The following is a 17,722-nucleotide window of genomic DNA, read 5'->3' as shown; positions in this document are numbered from 1 at the left end:
CTCTAATTTCCCGCGTGCTCTATCTATGAACAATTTGCTAGTATTCCTTTTGTCTAAATCGCTAATAGCTTTTGGGATAGTTTTGGCCGTTGCTTATTCTGCTGCTTGTGTATTCCTATTTGTAGCGCAAGGTAAGTTTATCTTTTTTCCTGCGCGGGCGATCGAAACTACGCCAGATGATTTTCAGTTGAAATATCAAGATGTCTGGCTGCCAATTTCAACTAAAACAGGCGCGGTTGACAGCGTGCACGGGTGGTGGATTCCTGCCTCGGAAAATCCCCCCAGCCCCCCCTTAGCAAGAGGGAGAGCAAGAAAGGGAGAGGCTGTTCCCTCTGTTAACACCGGAGGCTCGGATAGCCCCCCCAGCCCCCCCTTGCCAAGGGGGGGAGCTAGAGGAGTCGGAACGTCCCCGCAAAGTGATAGACCGACAGTCGCTCCGCTTCCCCCCCTTAACAAGGGGGGGTTAGGGGGGGTAGTTTTGTACCTGCACGGCAATGCTTCAAATGTGGGATCAAATGTCGAACACGCTCATCGATTTCATCGATTAGGTTTGTCGGTATTTGTGATGGATTATCGTGGTTATGGAAAAAGCCAGGGCGATTTTCCGAGTGAATCTCAGGTTTATGAGGATGCTCAACTTGCTTGGGATTATTTGGTGAAACAGCGGGGGATTAACCCGAATCAAATTTATATCTACGGTCATTCTTTGGGAGGCGCGATCGCGATCGATCTAGCCGTGCGTCACCCGGAGGCGGCGGGGTTAATCGTAGAAGGATCTTTTACTTCGACGCGGGCGATGGTGAATTTCCAAAAAGGCTTGTTTTGGATGTTTCCGATCGATTTTTTGCTGACACAGCGGTTTGATTCTCTTTCAAAAGTCGATCGCCTGCAAATGCCCGTGCTGTTTATTCACGGGACTGCTGACAATGTAGTTCCAGTGGAAATGACCAAAAAACTGTTTGATGCAGCACCTGAACCCAAACAGCTTTACATAGTTCCTGACGGAGGTCACACTAATGTGGCACAGATCGGGGGCGCAGAATATCTGCAAATACTGAGCCAATTTTTAGGTTCTTGAAAGTAGATAAAAGCTATTGGCGGTAACAGGTTAAGTTTGATATCTGTACCGCCTGCTCGCACTTCTAACAGTAGATATCTAAAGCAGAGCAGTTATCCCGATGATACCGCTTAGTAAAACCTTAATACATTCAGCCACCAGTCATTCAAGGCATAGCAATAATTGCAGTAATTGTTCGTGTTTATAGCTTGTTCTTTCTTAACTTCGCAGCCTCGCCGAGATATTTTTCGATCCGGCATCCGGGCGCCACAGAGATTGGCATCTGTAAGATTAGTTTTGTTCAATCTCGCATCGGTCAAGTCGGCCGATCTAAGGTCGGCACCCCTGAGATTTGCACCGCTTAAATCGGCTTCTTGGAGGTCTGCACCCCTGAGATTTGCACCGCTTAAGTCAGCAACTCTCAGGTCGGTTCTATTTAGTTTGGCGGCGCTCAAATTACTGCATTTTAAGTTAGCCAACTGGAGGGATGCGCCTCGCAGAAAACTCTCGCTGAGGTTGGCATTTTCTAAGTTAGCTCCCCTGATGTCTGCCCTGCTCATGTCGGCTTTGCTGAGGTCGGCGTCAGCCAAAAAGGCGTTTCTCATGTTGGCGTGGTTTAAATTAGCTTCCATTAAGTCAGCCGCAGTCAAGTCGGCATCAACTAAGTCGGCCCTGTTGAGAGTGGCGCGACTCAAGGAAGCGCCAAACAAATCTGCACGGCTCAAGGAAGCGCCAAATAAGTCGCATCCGGGACATCCTCTGGTTTCTAGCAACCGCTTGACTAGAGACAGATTTTGAGCTTGTAAGGGAAGTGCCGCGCAAAATGGGAGTAGCATTATCGCTGCAGTCAGAATTTTCAGTTTGATTTTGGTCATAGTCGGGGTAAGTTCTGTAACTGCCTTTCATCACCGATTTGTCTGCTGGACTTACGCGCGGGGGACCAAAAACCCGGTTTCCTCGTTAATTCCTCGCTTTGACACTCCCCAACCTAAAGGTGTGGGGATTCTTGCTTCATCCGTCCTCTCTAGGATTATTGCTAATCCCCTGTTTGGATACGTTCACAAGCGCACACGGACTGCCCGACCGCATTTGAAATGATTTACTTAATTGTTTGTTCCTCTTTCCTACACTATGTCGCACGTAGCTGAGCATTGTAGACGGGGAGAACCCAATATTGGCTATCTAGGCGTTTTATCGCGTTGCCATTTCTCTCTTAACATAGTATTCCAGAATGTGTCAAGAGAAAGCCGTCATAAAATGACGGGGCTTGTACCCAAAATTTTGGTCAAACCCAATATTCTTAGCAGAAACCGGGTTGTTGGCGCAAGTCCTACTCTAGTGCATTGACGCGGCTCGACGGTGTAAGGTTCGATCGCGCTCACGGATATTACTTACGCCTTTGGGATGAGAGCGCGCACTTCAAGGCTCCCTTGCAGCGAGCGGCGAGCTGCAGGATTCCCTGAATACCAGGGATTCGGGAGCTGGCGACGGCGGAAGCAAGTGGCTGACTCCGACAACGGATAAGTATTTGTAATCGATCCAGTTGGATTTTGCTGCCGAGGGCGATCGTTCTCCGTACAGGCGATCGGTAAATAAGCCAATTGGCTTAGACTCTTAAGACATATTGCTGATGCGCTGCCTTCTATAAAGAAGATAGCATTTTTGTGTGATCCCCGAAATAATACCGAGCAAGGAAGTATAAAAAAAATTCCACGTGTCTCGGCGAGTGGGAAAATTGGGTATAGCTAATACTTTCAGACGAGGAAAATAGATGTCTAACAGCATAGATCAACTTGCAGAAGGCGGGAGGGGGATCAAACTCCTGTGGCAGATTGCAGACGAGATCAATTACACCCGGACTCTCGACAATCGAAATTGTTTGTCGCTTAGCAAAAATTACGAAGTAGAAGGTCGCAATCGCTCCCAAAATATAAAAAAAGCTAGCGTTTTAGATGGGTTAATGAATTTATTAAACACCTGGGATTGGCAGACTGAAACAGAGCAGGAAGAATATCTGCATGAAACTTGTGTTCAACATATTAGCCTGCAAGTCAACACAGATGTCAATGCTTTAACTCAAGTTTTGTTGTGGTTTGAGCAGTTGAAAGATTTATCGCTCCCCAATGAGGTTTGGTGGAAGTTTCAGTTGGCGTTGGCTGAAGGTTTCACTAATGCCGTTCGCCACGCTCACAAATATTTGCCAGTAGAAACTCCTATTAAACTGGAAATTAGGGTGTTTAACGGACGGTTGGAACTCAAAGTTTGGGATTGCGGGCCGTGTTTTGATTTTGATGCTAAGGTGAAGGAAATTCTGGCAGCAGATAGAAATAACGGCTTGGATTTAGAGGTTTTGAACGATGCTTGCTTGATGCCTAGCAGACAGAAAACTTTGGAACCGTCTCTATTTCTAATTGCTGGGTAGCTTTGGGGTGAGGGACAATTAACAGACTGGCACGGTGAAAAATGTGTTATTCTAAAAACGGTGTTAGGGGAAAAGTTACGGGTTTTGTCTCCGCGTGGGTGAGGGGTTTTGGATACTGCCTACCTGCTGCGGCTTGGGTTAAGAGCTATGGTCTTGGGTGACTCTATAGCGGTTCGATTGGAACGGGTGCATCTGTCTCATTAAATATTAAAAACTAAACATTAAAAGTTAAAAATTATTCACACTAATTTTTGAGCTTTTAATTTATCATAGTATCTGGTAGCTCACCAATTACTAATGATTTCCAAAGAAACTTTATTTGTTCTGTCTCTATTTCCCTACTTGGGATTTCTCTGGTTTTTGACTCGATCGGGAAAAACACCCCGTTTAGCTCTGATGGGATTTTATGGCACTCTCGTTTTTGTGGCTGTGACTATTCCCGCAGCAATTTACGCAAAAGTTGCCTACAACGAGTCGCTAGCAAATGTCGATTGGCTGCACGGTTCTGCGGAACTATTCTTAACACTCGCCAATATTTTATTAGTTTTAGGCTTTAGGGAAGCGGTAATTAAAGCCAAAGCATCGTCACAGAAGGGCGGCGAGGAGCAAGAGTGTCTTTTAGATGGGGGAGAATAGCCGGGCTCATCTCAGTTTGGTATTTACTCTCTGCAGAAATGCTCCAGAATAGCTGCAATTACCAGTTAACTGTTGACATAGCAGTTTGTGAGCCGCCAACCTGCAAAATTTTAGGAAAGTATTAGAATATATGGAAACTCACATCAAGCAATTCTAGTGTCCTCACCTTGGTTTCTTGCCACGGGCTCAACCTGAGAGCCGAGATTTTGGGTTAAGAAAGCGAGTTTCTCAGGTATTATCGAGAATAGTGCTCTGGGCGTGAGTGGAAACAGACTACCATGTTGCTAAGTTTAGCTGTGGTGGGAATCTCCAGGTCGGAAAAAAGATGAGCTATTGCCTCAATCCCCATTGCCAAAAGCCGCAGAATGCTGACTCAAGCAATTTTTGTTTGGCGTGCGGCTCTAAATTGCTACTGAAAGAGCGTTACCGCGCCATTCAACCTATCGGTGAAGGAACATTTGGCAGAACTTTTTTAGCTGTCGATGAAGATAGGTTGAAAACTCCCTGCGCCATCAAACAATTTTTCCCCCAAGTGCAAGAAAAAGCCGAATTAGAAAAGGCAACTGCACTGTTCAAACAAGAAGCTCACCGACTGCACGAACTCGGAGAGCACCCGCAGATTCCAAGCTTGCTGGCTTCTTTTGAACAAGCCAAACGTCTGTATCTTGTGGAAGAGTTAATCGAGGGAAATAATTTGTTTCAGGAGTTGCACCAGCGGGGAGCTTTTAGCGAGGAACAGATTTGGGAATTGTTGATCAATTTGCTGCCTGTTTTGCAATTTGTTCACGAGCAGCAGGTGATTCATCGGGATATTAAGCCGGAAAATATTGTGCGGAGAACTCCCCAAACCTTGTGGGCGGCGGCGGGATACAGCACCTCAACTCCTGGTAAAGGAAAAGGAGGGGCAAATTTACCTCAATCTTCTGCTGGTATGAAAGGGCTAATTGTCGCTGAATCTCCGGCTGTACAGGGGAAGGCGATGGGGGGTCAGTTTGTGCTCGTAGATTTTGGAGTTGCTAAGCACATTACCGGCCTTTCTGAGGCGCAAACTGGAACGATAACTGGAACTGCTGGCTATGCGCCCATCGAACAAATTCGCAGTGGCAAGGCGTATCCGGCGAGCGACCTTTACAGTTTGGGCGTTACCTGTATTCACCTGCTAACTGGGGCAGTATTGAAGGATTTGTTCGATGCTTTGGAATGCAAATGGATTTGGCGATCGCACTTGGCGCAAAAAGGCATAAAAGTCAGCCAAAAATTAGCAACTATTTTGAATAAATTGCTCAAAGATTCGGTACGAGAGCGATATCAATCCGCTGCTGAAGTGTTGCAAGACTTGGTAAATGTTGGGCAATATCCCCGCTCTCAAATCAGTTATAATTCGCCCACAAAAATAGCTATTAATTCGCCAGTAACTAACTCGCAGCCCAATAAGGCAACCGCCGTCTCCGCCGCGCCGCCCCCCAAGATTCATGTTGTGCCATCCGCTGGCAATCCGAAATTATTGTCTAATAACTGGCGGTGCGATCGCATTCTCCACGGTCATTCAGCCTCGGTTAATGCTGTTGTTATTAATCCTCAAGGCAATATTCTCGCTAGCGCCAGCGATGATAAAACAATTAAGCTGTGGGATCTGCAAACAGGTGAATTCATCCATACTTTTTTCGGCCATTCCGCAACGGTTGATGCTGTGGCAATCAGCCCAGACGGGAGAATGCTAGTTAGCGGCAGTTTTGACAGAAAAGTCATTGAGTGGAAGCTGGATAAAAAGGCGATGATTCGCGAATTTTACAGCGATTTTGGTTCGCCGTACAGTCATCGCTACGGCTCCGTGTACTCGGTGGCTTTTAGTTGCGACTCTGGAGCGATCGCGAGTGCCAGCGGCGACAAGAGTATTAAATTGTGGAACCAGCGCAACGGAGCATTGGTTCAAAAGCTTTCGGGACATTCTGACAAGGTTTTATCTGTTAGTTTTCGCCCTCAAAGTATGATGCTTGCCAGCGGTAGTGCTGACACAACTATCAAGATGTGGCTGGTAGGTATTGGGGAGAGTGTACGGACTTTTGTCGGTCATTCAGATTGGGTTTATGCGATCGCATTTAGTCAAGACGGCAAGATGATTGTCAGTGGAAGTGCCGATGCTACTGTTAAATTGTGGAATGCCGATACAGGGGAATTGATTAATACTTTGAGGGGGCATTCTGATGCGGTGATTTCGGTGGCGATTAGTCCCGATCGCGAAACGATGGCTAGTGGCAGTCGAGACGGTACGGTTAAACTCTGGAACCTTGAAACAGGAGAATGTTTGTGCAGTCTGGCTGGGTACAATCCGGTGGCTTTTAGTCCTGACGGCCAAACTTTAGTCACCGGTGGGGATGGTGGCGAAGTGTTAGTTTGGCGGGCGTCTGTTTAGTTGGGCGAGATAAGTGACATACTTGTGAAGGCGATCGGTGTCAGTGTCAAGTAAACGACTGGCCCAAGAATGTACATTAAGTTGCGATCGCATTTCTCGAAATACCACAGCCTCCCCGCGATTGTCTAGAGGAAAAACCCAAGCATCAAATCCAGCCGACTTGAGACGGCTAACAGTTCCCTCGCCATCTTGCACCCACAATTGAGGGCTAATCCGAAGCGGTTGACAGGAATATTCACCGACAACAATTCCCCCCACAGAAACGCTAGCATCTTCTCCACGATTGGAAAGTTCTTGCAAAATAGCTTTGAGGGAATTGAGTTTTTTCCCGTCTTGTACTTGCTGCGGTGTCAGCTTGACAATGACCATTTCTAAAACTTCCACAGGTTTTGTCGATCGTACAACGTTGACTGGTTCCGCTGGCCAATGGTTATTTATTTCCGGTTCCGCCTTCTCGATTTCCTCTTCAACCTGTACTGTTTCTACCGGCTTTGCAGTGTCTACAATTATCTGAATTTCCTCCCCATCTTTCTCGATTTTTCCACTAATCTGTAAGATAGCATTCTCTACAATGTAAGGTTTCACTTGTTCGTAAGCCTTGGGGAACACCACAGCTTTTATTTGATGTGTCAAATCTTCTAACTGCAAAATTGCCATCGCATCGCCTTTTTTAGTCACTACCATTTTGATAGCGCTGAGCATGACAATAACTGATACTTTCCCCTTTTTATCTGCTAACTGTTCGAGAGTCACCACATCGGGGTCTTCGTTTACTTGCATGAGAAACTTTAGGGGATGTTCTGACACATAAAAGCCAAGCAGTTCTTTTTCTAAACGCAATTTCTCCTGTTTGTCATAATCTGGTACCAATTTAGATTTTGGCGCCGACTCATAGGTATTGACTGACTTGCCAAAGCTATTCGCGCCTAACAAGTCAAAAAGATTACCTTGGCCGCTTTCTCTGTCTCTTTTGCGGTCTTGCGCCCATTTCATCACCCCTTCGAGGTCGTTTACTAATTGATGACGGTTGGGGTCAATTTTATCAAAAGCACCGCATTGAATTAATGCTTCTAAAGCGCGGCGGTTGACAGAATGGAGATTTACGCGATCGCACAAATCAGCCAACGATTTAAACTTACCCTCTTCCTGCCGCGCCGCCAAAATATTTTCAATTGCCGATTCTCCCACATTTTTAACAGCCGAAATTCCAAACAAAATTTTATCTTTTGCAGAGCCAGTCATCTGCTTCGGCATCGGTGTAAAAGTAAGTTCCGAGCTATTAACATCGGGCGGATCAACCTCAATACCCAGCTTGAGACAATTGGCAATATATTTCTGTACTTTATCCTGATCGCCCCTGTTAGCAGTCAGCAGTGCAGCCATGTATTCTAGAGGATAATTCGCCTTTAAATATGCCGTTTGATAAGTGATATAAGCATAGGCCATTGAATGGGATTTATTAAAACAATATTCCGCGAATTGCAGCATCTGCGCGAACAGTTTATCAGCAATTCTTTGACTGACTCCATTCTTAGTTGCGCCGTCGATAAACGTTTCTTTTTGCTTCTGCATTTCATCAGCTTTCTTCTTGCCCATTGCGCGCCGAAGCAAGTCAGCTTGTCCCAAAGAATAGCCCGCCAAATCTTGAGCCATCCGCATAATTTGCTCTTGAAAGCAAAGCGTTCCGTAAGTCTCTTTTAAAATAGGCTCTAATAACGGATGATCGTACTCAACTGTTTTACCGTGCTTGCAGTCAATAAACTGCGGAATCAAACCTGCATCCAGCGGGCCGGGTCGGTAAAGTGCCAAAATAGAAGAAATATCATCAAGACAGGAAGGTTTGAGTTTTTTCACTACATCCAGCATTCCAGAGGATTCTAGCTGAAAAATACCTTCTAAATCTCCTCTTTCTAAAAGTCTATATGTTTTATCTACATCATCGGGTAACTTTTTGATTCGGCCAAAAGTCTCTTGAGCTCTGCGCTCAATATCAGAAGGTAGCATTTCTGGATCGACAATTAGATTTTGGGTTTGCTTAATATAATCAACAGTTTTCTGGAGCGTTGTTAAATTTTTTAATCCCAAAAAGTCCATTTTCAGCAGCCCCAAAAATTCCAAATCTTCCATGAAATATTGGGTAATCACAGCACCCTCATTATTCTTTTGCAGCGGTACAAGTTCATCCAACGGCTCTGAAGAAATTACCACACCTGCCGCGTGAACCCCATAGGTTTTGTTGGTTCCTTCAATGCGAATTGCCATGTCAATCCACTGACGAACGGGGACTTCGGTACCAGTTTCTGCATTTATGCAAATTGTATTTTCATAGTTGTCTTTAAATTCCTGTGCAGGTGTTTCATTGGAAATCATCACTTTAAGTTTTTCCGGTTTTCCCCTGGACACGGGAATTAGTTTTGCCATTTCGTCGGCTTTTTTGTAGGGAATACCTAACACCCTCCCAACATCTTTTAATACAGCTTTTGATGTCATTCTGTTGAAAGTAATAATTTGCGCTACGCGCTCGCTACCATATTTTTCCGTAACGTATTTAATCATGTCGTCCCGCCTTTCTATGCAGAAATCGCTATCAATATCTGGCATAGATTTCCGCTCTGGATTGAGAAATCGCTCGAATAGTAGTCCGTGGTGTACGGGGTCTATATTGGTGATTTTGAGGACGTAGGCAACTAGAGAACCTGCGGCAGAACCGCGTCCTGGCCCTACTGGAATATCATTGTCTCTAGCATATTTTATGTAGTCCCAAACTACTAAAAAATATTCCGAAAAGCCCATCTGCTGAAGCATTTTCAGTTCGTATTCTAGTCTTTGTTTGTAGACAGGGGGGATTTCATTTCTGGTGCGGGCTTTGAGGCGTTCTAAGAGTCCCAGCCAGGATATTTCTTCTACATAAGTATCGGCTGTATGTTCTGGGGGAATTGGAATTGTGGGAATTCGAGCTTCTCCTGTGAGCTCGTATCTTGATACTTTATTTGCGACCTCTAAAGTGGTTTCGATCGCCTCTTTGATTGTTTCATCATCCAAATGGTCTCGAAACAGTTGCGCCATCTCCTCTGCGGACTTAAGATATTCAGTACCGCTGTAGCGCATCCGCTTGTCTTCTTCAATCAGTTTGTTGGTGTTAATGCACAGTAAAGCATCGTGTGCTTCTACGTCGTTGCAGGAAATATAGTGCGAATCATTGGTGGCAATTATTTTAATCTTGAGTTCGCGGGCAATTTTGACGATTTCAACATTAACAATCCGGTCTTCCGGGGAACCGTGGTCTTGAATTTCTATATAGTAATCTTCCCCAAATACTTCTTTATACCATGAGGCTACTTCACGGGCAGTATCTAGCTTATTTTGCAGAATCATTTGGGGAACTTCGCCACCCAAACAAGCACTGGTAACAATTAAACCTTCTGAGTATTGTTTTAGCAGTTCTTTGTTGATGCAAGGTCTAGCAAAAATACCTCTTTCTGGCATTCCCTTTAAGTGGGAAATTGTGGTTAGCTTGACGAGGTTTTTATAACCTTGGGTATTTTTAGCTAAAACAACTTGATGGTATTTTCTTCTACCTCGAACTTTTACTTCAATGTCGCCGTTGACGACATACATTTCATTGCCAATAATCGGCTTGATATTTTTATTTCGGCAAACTTTGATTAGCTCGATCGCCCCGTACATCACCCCGTGGTCTGTAAGGGCGATCGCGGGCATCCCCAATTCCACCGCCCGTTCTGCGAGCTGTTGTAGCTGAGACGCCCCGTCTAGCAAGCTATAATCGCTGTGAATGTGCAAACCAACGAAGGACATAGGGATTTAAAATATAAGATTTGAGAATTTAGATTTTACACCATAGGCGTGTCAAAAGGTAAAATAAAAAACAAAGCTTTATATCACTCTTGAGCTGGTTTGTGCTGGGGGTCTGATGTCGCAGCGCATCAGTTCGCCTCCGCCGTATTTGTTAACCATTATCAATTGTTGAGTTACGATTTCAAAGTTATGCGTTAAAATATTGAGTGCTATAGTTAAGCATTTGGTGTGATTTTTAAAGAAAAAAAAAAGGTAATTAAATGCTGCACAATTATCAACTAGCTCTCGCAGAAATTCCATCACTTGCTCAAACTATTGGGGAGCACTTTAGCAGTTTGCCTCAAGTTGTAGCCGTCGTTTTAGCAGGTTCTCGAACAACTATAGTTACTGATGAGTCGTCGGATTTTGATTTTTACGTGTATGTTGAAGAGGATATTCCTGTTGACATACGCGAGGCGATAGCGAGACAATTTTCCGATCGCATCGCAATCAACAATCAATTTTGGGAACCCGGGGACGAGTGGATAGATATTAACACTGGCTGCGGTATAGATATTATGTACCGCAAGCCCGAATGGATCGAAGAAGAACTCGATCGCGTCCTTGTCAAACATCAAGCATCAGTAGGTTATTCAACCTGTTTCTGGTGGAACGTTCTCACCTCAGTATCATTGTATGACAGAGACGGTTGGTTTCAGCAATTGCAAGCTAATGTCGATCGACCTTATCCAGAACAACTCCGTCAAGCCATAATTGCCAAAAATTATCCGATTTTGCGCCACCAGATTTTTTCATTTCGCCACCAGCTAGAATCCGCTGTTTTGCGCCGCGATTTAGTAAGTATTATCCATCGAACAGCAGCTTTTTTAGGCAGTTATTTTGATATTGTTTTTGCTGTTAATTCTATCCCTCATCCGGGCGAAAAACGTCTCGTAGAAAGGGCCACAGCTTTGTGTTCAAAATTGCCGGAAGATTTGGAGAGCCAGATTCACAGTCTAACTAATTGTGTTTCGTTACCTGCGGGCGATCGCCAAATTTTACATTGTCTTGATGGACTGGTTGACAGTCTCGATCACTTGTTGATTGAGGCAGGTTTAATTGCTACTAATTCTGTGGCGTTGCAATTCTGAAAGATTGGTGAATTAGATTTTTTTACGAACACAGGCGGGACGCCTGTTCCACAAATACAGGGCGGACTCCTGTGCTAGAAATACAGGCGGGACTCCTGTGCTACAAACCGATAACTTTCCTAAATATCGATCGAACTTTTACAAATTTGCTTGTTTCAAATAACCTTCCAAATCTTTAATCCGTTCTTGCGTCACTCTGGCCCTGCAATAACCGTAGGTAGAAGCAGCCAAAGAACCGCCTTCAAACTGTCCTTTTGCATAATCACAATTTTCATCTCGAAATTTGATCCAAGTACGCTGTGCCACAGTCAATCTCTGCTTTTGTCTACTGCTGATTTTTGCTTGCAGTTGCTGATAGACTTGATTGAGCTTTCTGTCGGCTGCCTGAAACTCTTGACTGGAACAGACATTCATCTCTAGTGTGGTTTGAGGATTTTTGCAGTTAGGCTGTTGGGCGACTTGTACGGGAATGTTGCTGGCTTTGCTGGGAAGCAAAAATCCGGCTGTCAACAAAAGCAAACTTGCCGCAAATTTTACGCAAATAGTGCTATTTTTCACTTCGTTTCTCCTTTTTTTAATCTTTAATTTTCTCGGCTGGTTGAGCCGATCGCCAAATCCACCAAGCTGCAGCCCACAAAGTAAAATTGCCGAAAAGAGTCATCGCCGCTTGCAGGGTAACGATCCATTCTAGGGCGGGAGAGTTGTCAAAATAGTGCCATGTACAGGCACACATAGCGCTGACAAGAGCGGGCAGCATTCCGGCGGAAAGGGCCCACCAAGCTCGGTTTTGAGTGACTTCGCCGTAAGTCCAAATTAACCAGATGGCGGCAATCCACTCGACGACGCTAGAGACGTGAATAATCCAGGTGGGAATTGACAAAGCGTGCATTTTTTGTATTGTGAACGAAGAAGATGAAAAATTTATTGATAACGAAGATGAAAGATTTATCTATCGGGACTTACGCAACTGTCATATTAAAGTATGATGCGTCATACAATTCTAGATTAGCGAGTTGAGATTTTATTAGATTTGCGATTTGAGCTGACTGATGACGTAAAGCCTTGAAGCTTGATCACAGTATCATTTTTTTGGGTAGTAATATTATCAAATTTCACATCTCAAAAAAATCTAAAATCCAAAATCTAAAATCTAAAATAGTTAGATTCCCCATCACAAACAAACAAAAGAGTAGAAATGCGAGCAATTTTGTGCGGCTATTACGGTAAAGGCAACGGCGGCGACGAGGCGCTGTTGGCATCGCTACTGCAAATGTTACCAGATGGCGTGACGCCGATCGTCCTGTCTGGCAATCCTGTCGAGACAAATCAGCGGTACGGGGTAGCTGCGCGCGATCGCATGAATGCCTTTCAAGTTCTCGAAGCACTCCGCACCTCCGACGCGCTAATCTGGGGCGGCGGCAGTTTAATCCAAGACGCTACTAGCATAGCGAGCCCTTTCTATTATGGTGGTTTGATGGGATTAGCCCAGCAGATGGGCTTAAAAACTGTCGCTTGGGCCCAGGGAATTGGGCCTTTGAAGCGCGAAATGACTCGCAAGTTATCTCAGCGCTGTTTTGCTGGATGCACCGCCGTCAGCGTGCGGGATAAAGGTTCAGCTACTTTACTTGCAGATTGGGAAATTCCCTTTACTTTAGCGCCCGATCCCGTGTGGGCTTTGGAGAATTCCCCCGTGTCGGGTTTGTGGGATTTACCCGCGCCAAGAGTTGCTGTTTGTTTGCGTTCTCATCCTACACTAACTCCCGCTCGTTTGTCAATCTTAACTCAAGCTTTAGTTGACTTTCAAAAAGCAACTCGTACCTTAATTTTGCTGCTGCCTTTTCAAGCGTCTCACGACTTAGAAATTGCCCAACATTTGCACGAAGCCCTGTCGAAAAGAAGCTGCATCCTCAGTTTAGACGATCCCAGAAAATTGAAAGGAGTATTCCGGGGAGTCGAAATGGCGATCGGGATGCGCTACCACAGTTTAATTATGGCAGCATCCGAAGAATGCCGCTGTTTTGCCCTCAGCTACGATCCCAAAGTCAGCCAGTTAATGGAAGAGCTAGAAATGCCCGGATACTTATTATCAGAATTGCCAGACGATCCTTATTTAATCAGCAAAACCTGGATCGAACATTATGCTAACGGCGACGCCTTATCGCCAGACAGGATAAAATTTATAGTAGAGCGATCGCTCTTTCATCGCGAAGTATTGCGAGCCGCGCTCCAGTAATCTCATTGAGAGGTGAAATACAATGACAGTCAGTACAGCCGACTTAAAAATTACCTGGAAAAAATTACCAGATGATTTCATTTTAGAGGATCAACCTCTGCAAAATATCGACCAACCCTTACTCGCTGCAGCCTTGCGAGAAATCTTAGAAATCGCGGGGCTAATTTTGGAGGGAACATTAGTTGCCCCTAATATGGGGATTTGTGCCACCTTAGATAATAAGCTAGTTATCAAAGCTCCAGATTGGTTTTATGCCCGCAACGTACAGCCACTTTCTAGTCAAGAAATTCGTCGCAGTTACACTCCCAACTTAGAAGGAGAAGTCCCGGCGATTGTCATGGAATTTTTGTCAGCTAGTCCCAACGATGAATATTCAATAAAACCAACGTATCCGCCGGGAAAATGGTTTTTTTACGAGCAAGTATTGCGAGTGCCAATCTATGCAGTTTTTGAACCTGCCGCCGGACTTCTCGAAGTCTATCAGTTGAATTTATCAGAAAGATATCAAGTACAGCAGCCGGATTCAAACAATCGTTATTGGATTGAAGGAGTTGGATTATTTTTGGGTGTTTGGCAGGGAACCAAGGCCGAAAGAACCGGATATTGGTTGCGGTGGTGGGATGAGAGCGGAGAGATGTTATTGTGGGGAGCAGAAATGGTAGAAAGGGAACGGCAGCAAAGGGATCTCGCTCAACAGCAAGCCGAACAAGAACGAGAACGATCGGAAAGATTAGCCGCCCAATTAAGAGCAGCAGGCATTGAACCAGAAGCCTAATGCAATAATGAGCAATTTAAAATTGTCCCTCTGCAATTTAATATTGCTCATTAATTAAAAAGTATTGAACAACCTCGCAAAAATCAATATTTATCTGCGTTAATCCACGTTCATCTGCCTTCATCAGCGGTTCAAAAATACATTCAGGAGACAGCAAAATTGGCAAGAGTAAGAGTGCGGGAACACGTCAATCCCCTATCAATCAGATATCAAGCATCTGCAAGTCCCCCGGATTGGACTAAAATCTATGCTGACTTAAACTTACCGCTGCATTTAGATATCGGCTGCGGCAGAGGACGGTTTTTGTGGCACATGGCGCAAATCCAAACAGACTGGAACTTTCTAGGATTAGAAATTCGGGAACCTCTGGTAGAGGAGGCGAATCTTTGGCGGGACGAAAAAGGCTTGACAAATTTGCACTATTTGTTTTGCAATGCTAATAGTTCCCTGAAACCAATTTTAGAAACTTTACCTGCAGGTATTTTGCAGCGAGTTAGCATTCAATTTCCCGATCCGTGGTTCAAGAAAAAGCACCACAAACGGCGGGTAGTGCAGCAGGAATTAGTTAATGAATTGGCAATTTATCTGGGAATTGGCGGCGAAGTTTTTATCCAGTCAGATATTGAGGAAGTAGAAAGAGAAATGTGCGATCGCTTTTCATCTCACCCTAGTTTTCAACGTCAAAATGGCGACGACTGGCTAGCAGAAAATCCCCTACCTGTTGCTACTGAAAGAGAAATTGCTACTCTCAAACGGGGCGAACCAGTTTATCGAGCACTGTATCAGAAATAATGCTCGCTTTTGCAAACTCACCTTTGTAATAAACGTTATAACTTACATCTTGCACCTTTATTAGGAACAGGCATCTTGCCTGTTCCACAAAACTTAATTTTCTTGTGGAACGGGCATCTTGCCCGTTAATAAAAGAATTATTTCTAACTTAAACCCAAGATTGTAGCCACATCCGAATTTGCCATTCCATTTGCGACAAAGGCAGTCCCAAATAGATAGGCATCCAGAAAATAAAAGCACCTAAAACCAGAAAAATAATTGTTACCCCCATCCCTCGGAGTCGAGTTTGAGGGCTGTGCAGCCACCTGTCTACCCACCAAGCAAGTGCTAAGGCTGCAAACACAGAACAGCCCATATAATGGTACAAAAATATGCAGCGAGTTACCTTCATCCAAGGCAGCAAATTAGCGGCCCAATTAACTATTAAATATAACGCCAGCCACATTTCAGCAGTCGGCGGAAACAAAATCGGCCGCTGCTGTTCTATGGTGTCAACTGAAGCCTCGCTGCGCGTTTGCAGCCACACTAAAATCCGGTGAACTAAAACTCCTATTACTAGCAGTAAAGCTAAGGTTGACAGCCACCAAAGCAATGGATTTCCCATCGCGTGAACGTCAAAAATTGCCTGAGTTGCACCTTCAGGTAAAGGGGGCAAAACCGGATCAGGTTGGGCATTGCTGCTAGCTTTTTTGAAGAAGTAAACTATGGGGCGCAGCATCAAAGGCCAACTGTACCACGTGGAACAGTAAGGATGTACATCTGGGCCGCTTTTAATCCGCTGGTGATAAGTCAAAATTTCCGTTTGCATCTGCCAGAAATTGGGAGTTGGATTAAAGTGCAGGTGAGGAATCCAAGAGATGCTGTAAACTAGAATAGGAATAATAGCTAGACTTAAGCAGAGTTCTATAAAATTGAGTTTAGTCAGTTTTTGTACGGGACTTTCGGCAGGAATTAGAGGTGAATCTACCTCGTGGCTTTGTTCTTCATTTCCTCTGTTACCCTGGATAAAACGAACGACCCAAGCACAGATTAAAATTAGATAAGTACCGAAAAGAAACCATAATCCGTTCCATTTGATAGCCGCAGATGCGCCGAAACCTATCCCGGAGAGTACCAGCCAAAGCCAGCGCTTTTTGCCTTCTGCTTCTACGGCTTTTAAAATAAATAACTGACCTAAAATTCCAAATAAAACCAGATAAATGTTGTTCAGCGCGTAGCGAGACTCAACTAAAAACAGACCGTCGCAAGCGATCAATAAAGCAGCAATAAAAGCAAAGGTGCGGCGCGGAACTAGCTGATAAGCCAGGGCTCCCACAACTAGCGGAATAAAGGAACCTGTAAGAGCATTCAGCCAGCGGTAATCCCAAGGGGAAAGCAGGGAACCAGCCATACTGTTGACGGCTGTTTTGCCGAAGGGAAGGTGAGTTCCGATCCAAATGCCGATCGCAATTATGTACTGGCTCAGAGGCGGGTGAGCGTTGAAAAAGGGAGTTTTTGTGAGATAATCGTTGGCAAATTTAGCGTAATAAACCTCGTCAAATACTAAAGTATTAAATCTCTCTAGTTCCCAAAAGCGGAGAGCTAAGGATAGGAGGAACACACCGAGCATTCCCAGGGCAAAAACAAAAATTGATTTGTTGGATTGTTTTTTGTTGGGGTTCATAAAACATCAAAAAATAGTGGATGCTAGGTTTGGGAGCGATCGCTAATTTAAAAATACTGAGTTGAGAATAGCGTAAAAATTACAATTATGACTTTTAACCTTCGCCCAGGCAAATCCGATGCGGGCGATCGCGCTTGGAGGGTGCAGCCAGAGGCAGCGGCGGGATGGCACAATATACCCTCGATGTAACCTGCACGCAGGAAGGGAAAGTGCATCTGATAAGCTGCGATCGACTATGATACCCCTTAACAAGGTCTGGTTTAAGGGGTGTTTATGAATCTCAGGCTGTGGGTTTGGGGGATAGCTGTAGGTGCGAGTATCTTGCTAGGAGTCCCGGCGTTAGCTGCACCCAGTGCGATTAAAATTAGTCAAGGGGTATCGCACCAGGGAGGGGGAAATCCTGCGGAGGCTGCTGCTGAAAGAGCTTTGAAAGAAGGGGATCAACTGTACCAGCAGGGGACGGCGGAATCTTTAAGAAAAGCACTCGCCAAATATGAAGAAGCGTTAAAGCTGTTTCGGGCCGGGGGCGATCGCGGTGGGGAAGCTCGCACCCTCAACAACATCGCGAGTGGTGGTAAGTTTGTGGAGTGTCAATGATGAAGGAACGGCGAATTTAATGGCGAGTTTTTATCAGGGAATGTTGCAAAAAGGATTAGCACCAGGGGCGGCGTTAAGGGCGGCACAATTGGAAATGTGGCAGCAAGAAAAGTGGCGTACTCCTTATTATTGGGCGGCTTTTACGCTTCAGGGGGAATGGTAATTAGATGTGATTTGTTGCTGTCCAA

General features: G+C 44.9%; 15 protein-coding genes and 1 pseudogene. 10 read left to right on the top strand and 6 right to left on the bottom strand.

Annotation, left to right across the window (positions count from 1 at the left end; genetic code table 11):
• Window positions 1–25: 25 nt before the first annotated feature.
• The gene (locus QUA36_RS04140; protein WP_333455728.1) at window positions 26–1,078 is read left to right on the top strand and encodes an alpha/beta fold hydrolase; all 1,053 of its coding nucleotides are present in this window, start codon (window positions 26–28) and stop codon (window positions 1,076–1,078) included.
• 110 nt (window positions 1,079–1,188) lie between these two features.
• On the opposite strand, the gene QUA36_RS04135 is transcribed toward QUA36_RS04140, so the two are convergent.
• Together QUA36_RS04135 and QUA36_RS04130 are read right to left on the bottom strand one after the other, a co-directional pair.
• Window positions 1,189–1,932 (bottom strand): pentapeptide repeat-containing protein, encoded by a 744-nt coding sequence (locus tag QUA36_RS04135; RefSeq protein WP_333454409.1) that lies wholly within the window; start codon window positions 1,930–1,932, stop codon window positions 1,189–1,191.
• A 516-nt stretch (window positions 1,933–2,448) separates the two neighbouring features.
• On the bottom strand, window positions 2,449–2,658 hold the full coding sequence (locus tag QUA36_RS04130) for a hypothetical protein (RefSeq protein ID WP_333455725.1): 210 nt from the start codon (window positions 2,656–2,658) through the stop codon (window positions 2,449–2,451).
• A gap of 170 nt (window positions 2,659–2,828) precedes the next feature.
• Between QUA36_RS04130 and QUA36_RS04125 the strand changes: the two genes are divergently transcribed.
• The 3 genes from QUA36_RS04125 (at window position 2,829) to QUA36_RS04115 (ending at window position 6,528) form a co-directional block, all read left to right on the top strand.
• Window positions 2,829–3,479 carry an ATP-binding protein gene (locus QUA36_RS04125; protein WP_333455724.1) on the top strand — a complete coding sequence of 217 codons (651 nt, stop codon included), beginning with the start codon at window positions 2,829–2,831 and terminating at the stop codon, window positions 3,477–3,479.
• A gap of 297 nt (window positions 3,480–3,776) precedes the next feature.
• On the top strand, window positions 3,777–4,115 hold the full coding sequence (locus QUA36_RS04120) for a DUF3593 domain-containing protein (protein WP_333073253.1): 339 nt from the start codon (window positions 3,777–3,779) through the stop codon (window positions 4,113–4,115).
• A 325-nt stretch (window positions 4,116–4,440) separates the two neighbouring features.
• On the top strand, window positions 4,441–6,528 hold the full coding sequence (locus tag QUA36_RS04115; protein WP_333454411.1) for a protein kinase domain-containing protein: 2,088 nt from the start codon (window positions 4,441–4,443) through the stop codon (window positions 6,526–6,528).
• Here QUA36_RS04115 and QUA36_RS04110 read toward each other — a convergent pair.
• Window positions 6,505–10,344, bottom strand: a complete 3,840-nt coding sequence (locus QUA36_RS04110; protein WP_333455722.1) for a DNA polymerase III subunit alpha — start codon at window positions 10,342–10,344, stop codon at window positions 6,505–6,507. The two genes, QUA36_RS04115 and QUA36_RS04110, sit on opposite strands and share 24 nt — an antisense overlap.
• A 260-nt stretch (window positions 10,345–10,604) precedes the next feature.
• Here QUA36_RS04110 and QUA36_RS04105 point away from each other — a divergent pair, with 260 nt between their 5' ends.
• Window positions 10,605–11,474, top strand: coding sequence for a DUF4037 domain-containing protein (locus QUA36_RS04105; RefSeq protein WP_333455720.1), 870 nt, complete (start codon window positions 10,605–10,607; stop codon window positions 11,472–11,474).
• Between the two features lie 138 nt (window positions 11,475–11,612).
• On the opposite strand, the gene QUA36_RS04100 is transcribed toward QUA36_RS04105, so the two are convergent.
• Window positions 11,613–12,032 carry a lysozyme inhibitor LprI family protein gene (locus QUA36_RS04100; RefSeq protein ID WP_333455718.1) on the bottom strand — a complete coding sequence of 140 codons (420 nt, stop codon included), beginning with the start codon at window positions 12,030–12,032 and terminating at the stop codon, window positions 11,613–11,615.
• A gap of 16 nt (window positions 12,033–12,048) precedes the next feature.
• Window positions 12,049–12,363: a DUF2499 domain-containing protein gene (locus QUA36_RS04095; protein WP_242715849.1), complete on the bottom strand. Its 315-nt coding sequence runs from the start codon at window positions 12,361–12,363 to the stop codon at window positions 12,049–12,051.
• Window positions 12,364–12,669: 306 nt separating this feature from the next.
• On the opposite strand from QUA36_RS04095, the gene csaB reads away from it, so the two are divergent.
• The 3 genes from csaB (at window position 12,670) to trmB (ending at window position 15,274) form a co-directional block, all read left to right on the top strand.
• On the top strand, window positions 12,670–13,707 hold the full coding sequence (csaB, locus tag QUA36_RS04090; RefSeq protein WP_333455716.1) for a polysaccharide pyruvyl transferase CsaB: 1,038 nt from the start codon (window positions 12,670–12,672) through the stop codon (window positions 13,705–13,707).
• A 22-nt stretch (window positions 13,708–13,729) separates the two neighbouring features.
• Entirely contained in the window at window positions 13,730–14,482 is a 753-nt protein-coding gene (locus tag QUA36_RS04085) for a Uma2 family endonuclease (RefSeq protein ID WP_333455714.1), read from the top strand.
• A 159-nt stretch (window positions 14,483–14,641) separates the two neighbouring features.
• Window positions 14,642–15,274, top strand: a complete 633-nt coding sequence (gene trmB, locus QUA36_RS04080; RefSeq protein WP_333455713.1) for a tRNA (guanosine(46)-N7)-methyltransferase TrmB — start codon at window positions 14,642–14,644, stop codon at window positions 15,272–15,274.
• Between the two features lie 148 nt (window positions 15,275–15,422).
• Here trmB and QUA36_RS04075 read toward each other — a convergent pair whose 3' ends face one another.
• Entirely contained in the window at window positions 15,423–16,937 is a 1,515-nt protein-coding gene (locus QUA36_RS04075) for a phospholipid carrier-dependent glycosyltransferase (protein WP_333455711.1), read from the bottom strand.
• Window positions 16,938–17,210: 273 nt separating this feature from the next.
• Between QUA36_RS04075 and QUA36_RS04070 the strand changes: the two genes are divergently transcribed.
• Window positions 17,211–17,534, top strand: coding sequence for a hypothetical protein (locus tag QUA36_RS04070; RefSeq protein WP_333455709.1), 324 nt, complete (start codon window positions 17,211–17,213; stop codon window positions 17,532–17,534).
• Window positions 17,500–17,697: pseudogene (locus QUA36_RS04065) on the top strand (CHAT domain-containing protein); the annotation flags it as partial. The gene QUA36_RS04070 and the pseudogene QUA36_RS04065, both read left to right, overlap by 35 nt.
• Between the last annotated feature and the right edge of the window lie 25 nt (window positions 17,698–17,722).

This window comes from Microcoleus sp. Pol10D4 (genome assembly GCF_036701555.1).
Lineage (GTDB): Bacteria > Cyanobacteriota > Cyanobacteriia > Cyanobacteriales > Microcoleaceae > Microcoleus.
The sequence above is the reverse complement of the archived record's forward strand: the minus strand, read 5'-3'. Positions and strand labels throughout refer to the sequence as shown.

Bases quoted from the DNA above. Each gene is read 5' to 3' on its own strand.
- QUA36_RS04110 (WP_333455722.1), bottom strand. From the start codon at position 10,344: ATGTCCTTCGTTGGTTTGCACATTCACAGCGATTATAGCTTGCTAGAC.
- csaB (WP_333455716.1), top strand. From the start codon at position 12,670: ATGCGAGCAATTTTGTGCGGCTATTACGGTAAAGGCAACGGCGGCGAC.
- QUA36_RS04075 (WP_333455711.1), bottom strand. From the start codon at position 16,937: ATGAACCCCAACAAAAAACAATCCAACAAATCAATTTTTGTTTTTGCC.
- QUA36_RS04140 (WP_333455728.1), top strand. From the start codon at position 26: ATGAACAATTTGCTAGTATTCCTTTTGTCTAAATCGCTAATAGCTTTT.
- QUA36_RS04095 (WP_242715849.1), bottom strand. From the start codon at position 12,363: ATGCACGCTTTGTCAATTCCCACCTGGATTATTCACGTCTCTAGCGTC.
- QUA36_RS04115 (WP_333454411.1), top strand. From the start codon at position 4,441: ATGAGCTATTGCCTCAATCCCCATTGCCAAAAGCCGCAGAATGCTGAC.
- QUA36_RS04085 (WP_333455714.1), top strand. From the start codon at position 13,730: ATGACAGTCAGTACAGCCGACTTAAAAATTACCTGGAAAAAATTACCA.
- QUA36_RS04070 (WP_333455709.1), top strand. From the start codon at position 17,211: ATGAATCTCAGGCTGTGGGTTTGGGGGATAGCTGTAGGTGCGAGTATC.
- QUA36_RS04135 (WP_333454409.1), bottom strand. From the start codon at position 1,932: ATGACCAAAATCAAACTGAAAATTCTGACTGCAGCGATAATGCTACTC.
- QUA36_RS04105 (WP_333455720.1), top strand. From the start codon at position 10,605: ATGCTGCACAATTATCAACTAGCTCTCGCAGAAATTCCATCACTTGCT.
- QUA36_RS04120 (WP_333073253.1), top strand. From the start codon at position 3,777: ATGATTTCCAAAGAAACTTTATTTGTTCTGTCTCTATTTCCCTACTTG.
- QUA36_RS04125 (WP_333455724.1), top strand. From the start codon at position 2,829: ATGTCTAACAGCATAGATCAACTTGCAGAAGGCGGGAGGGGGATCAAA.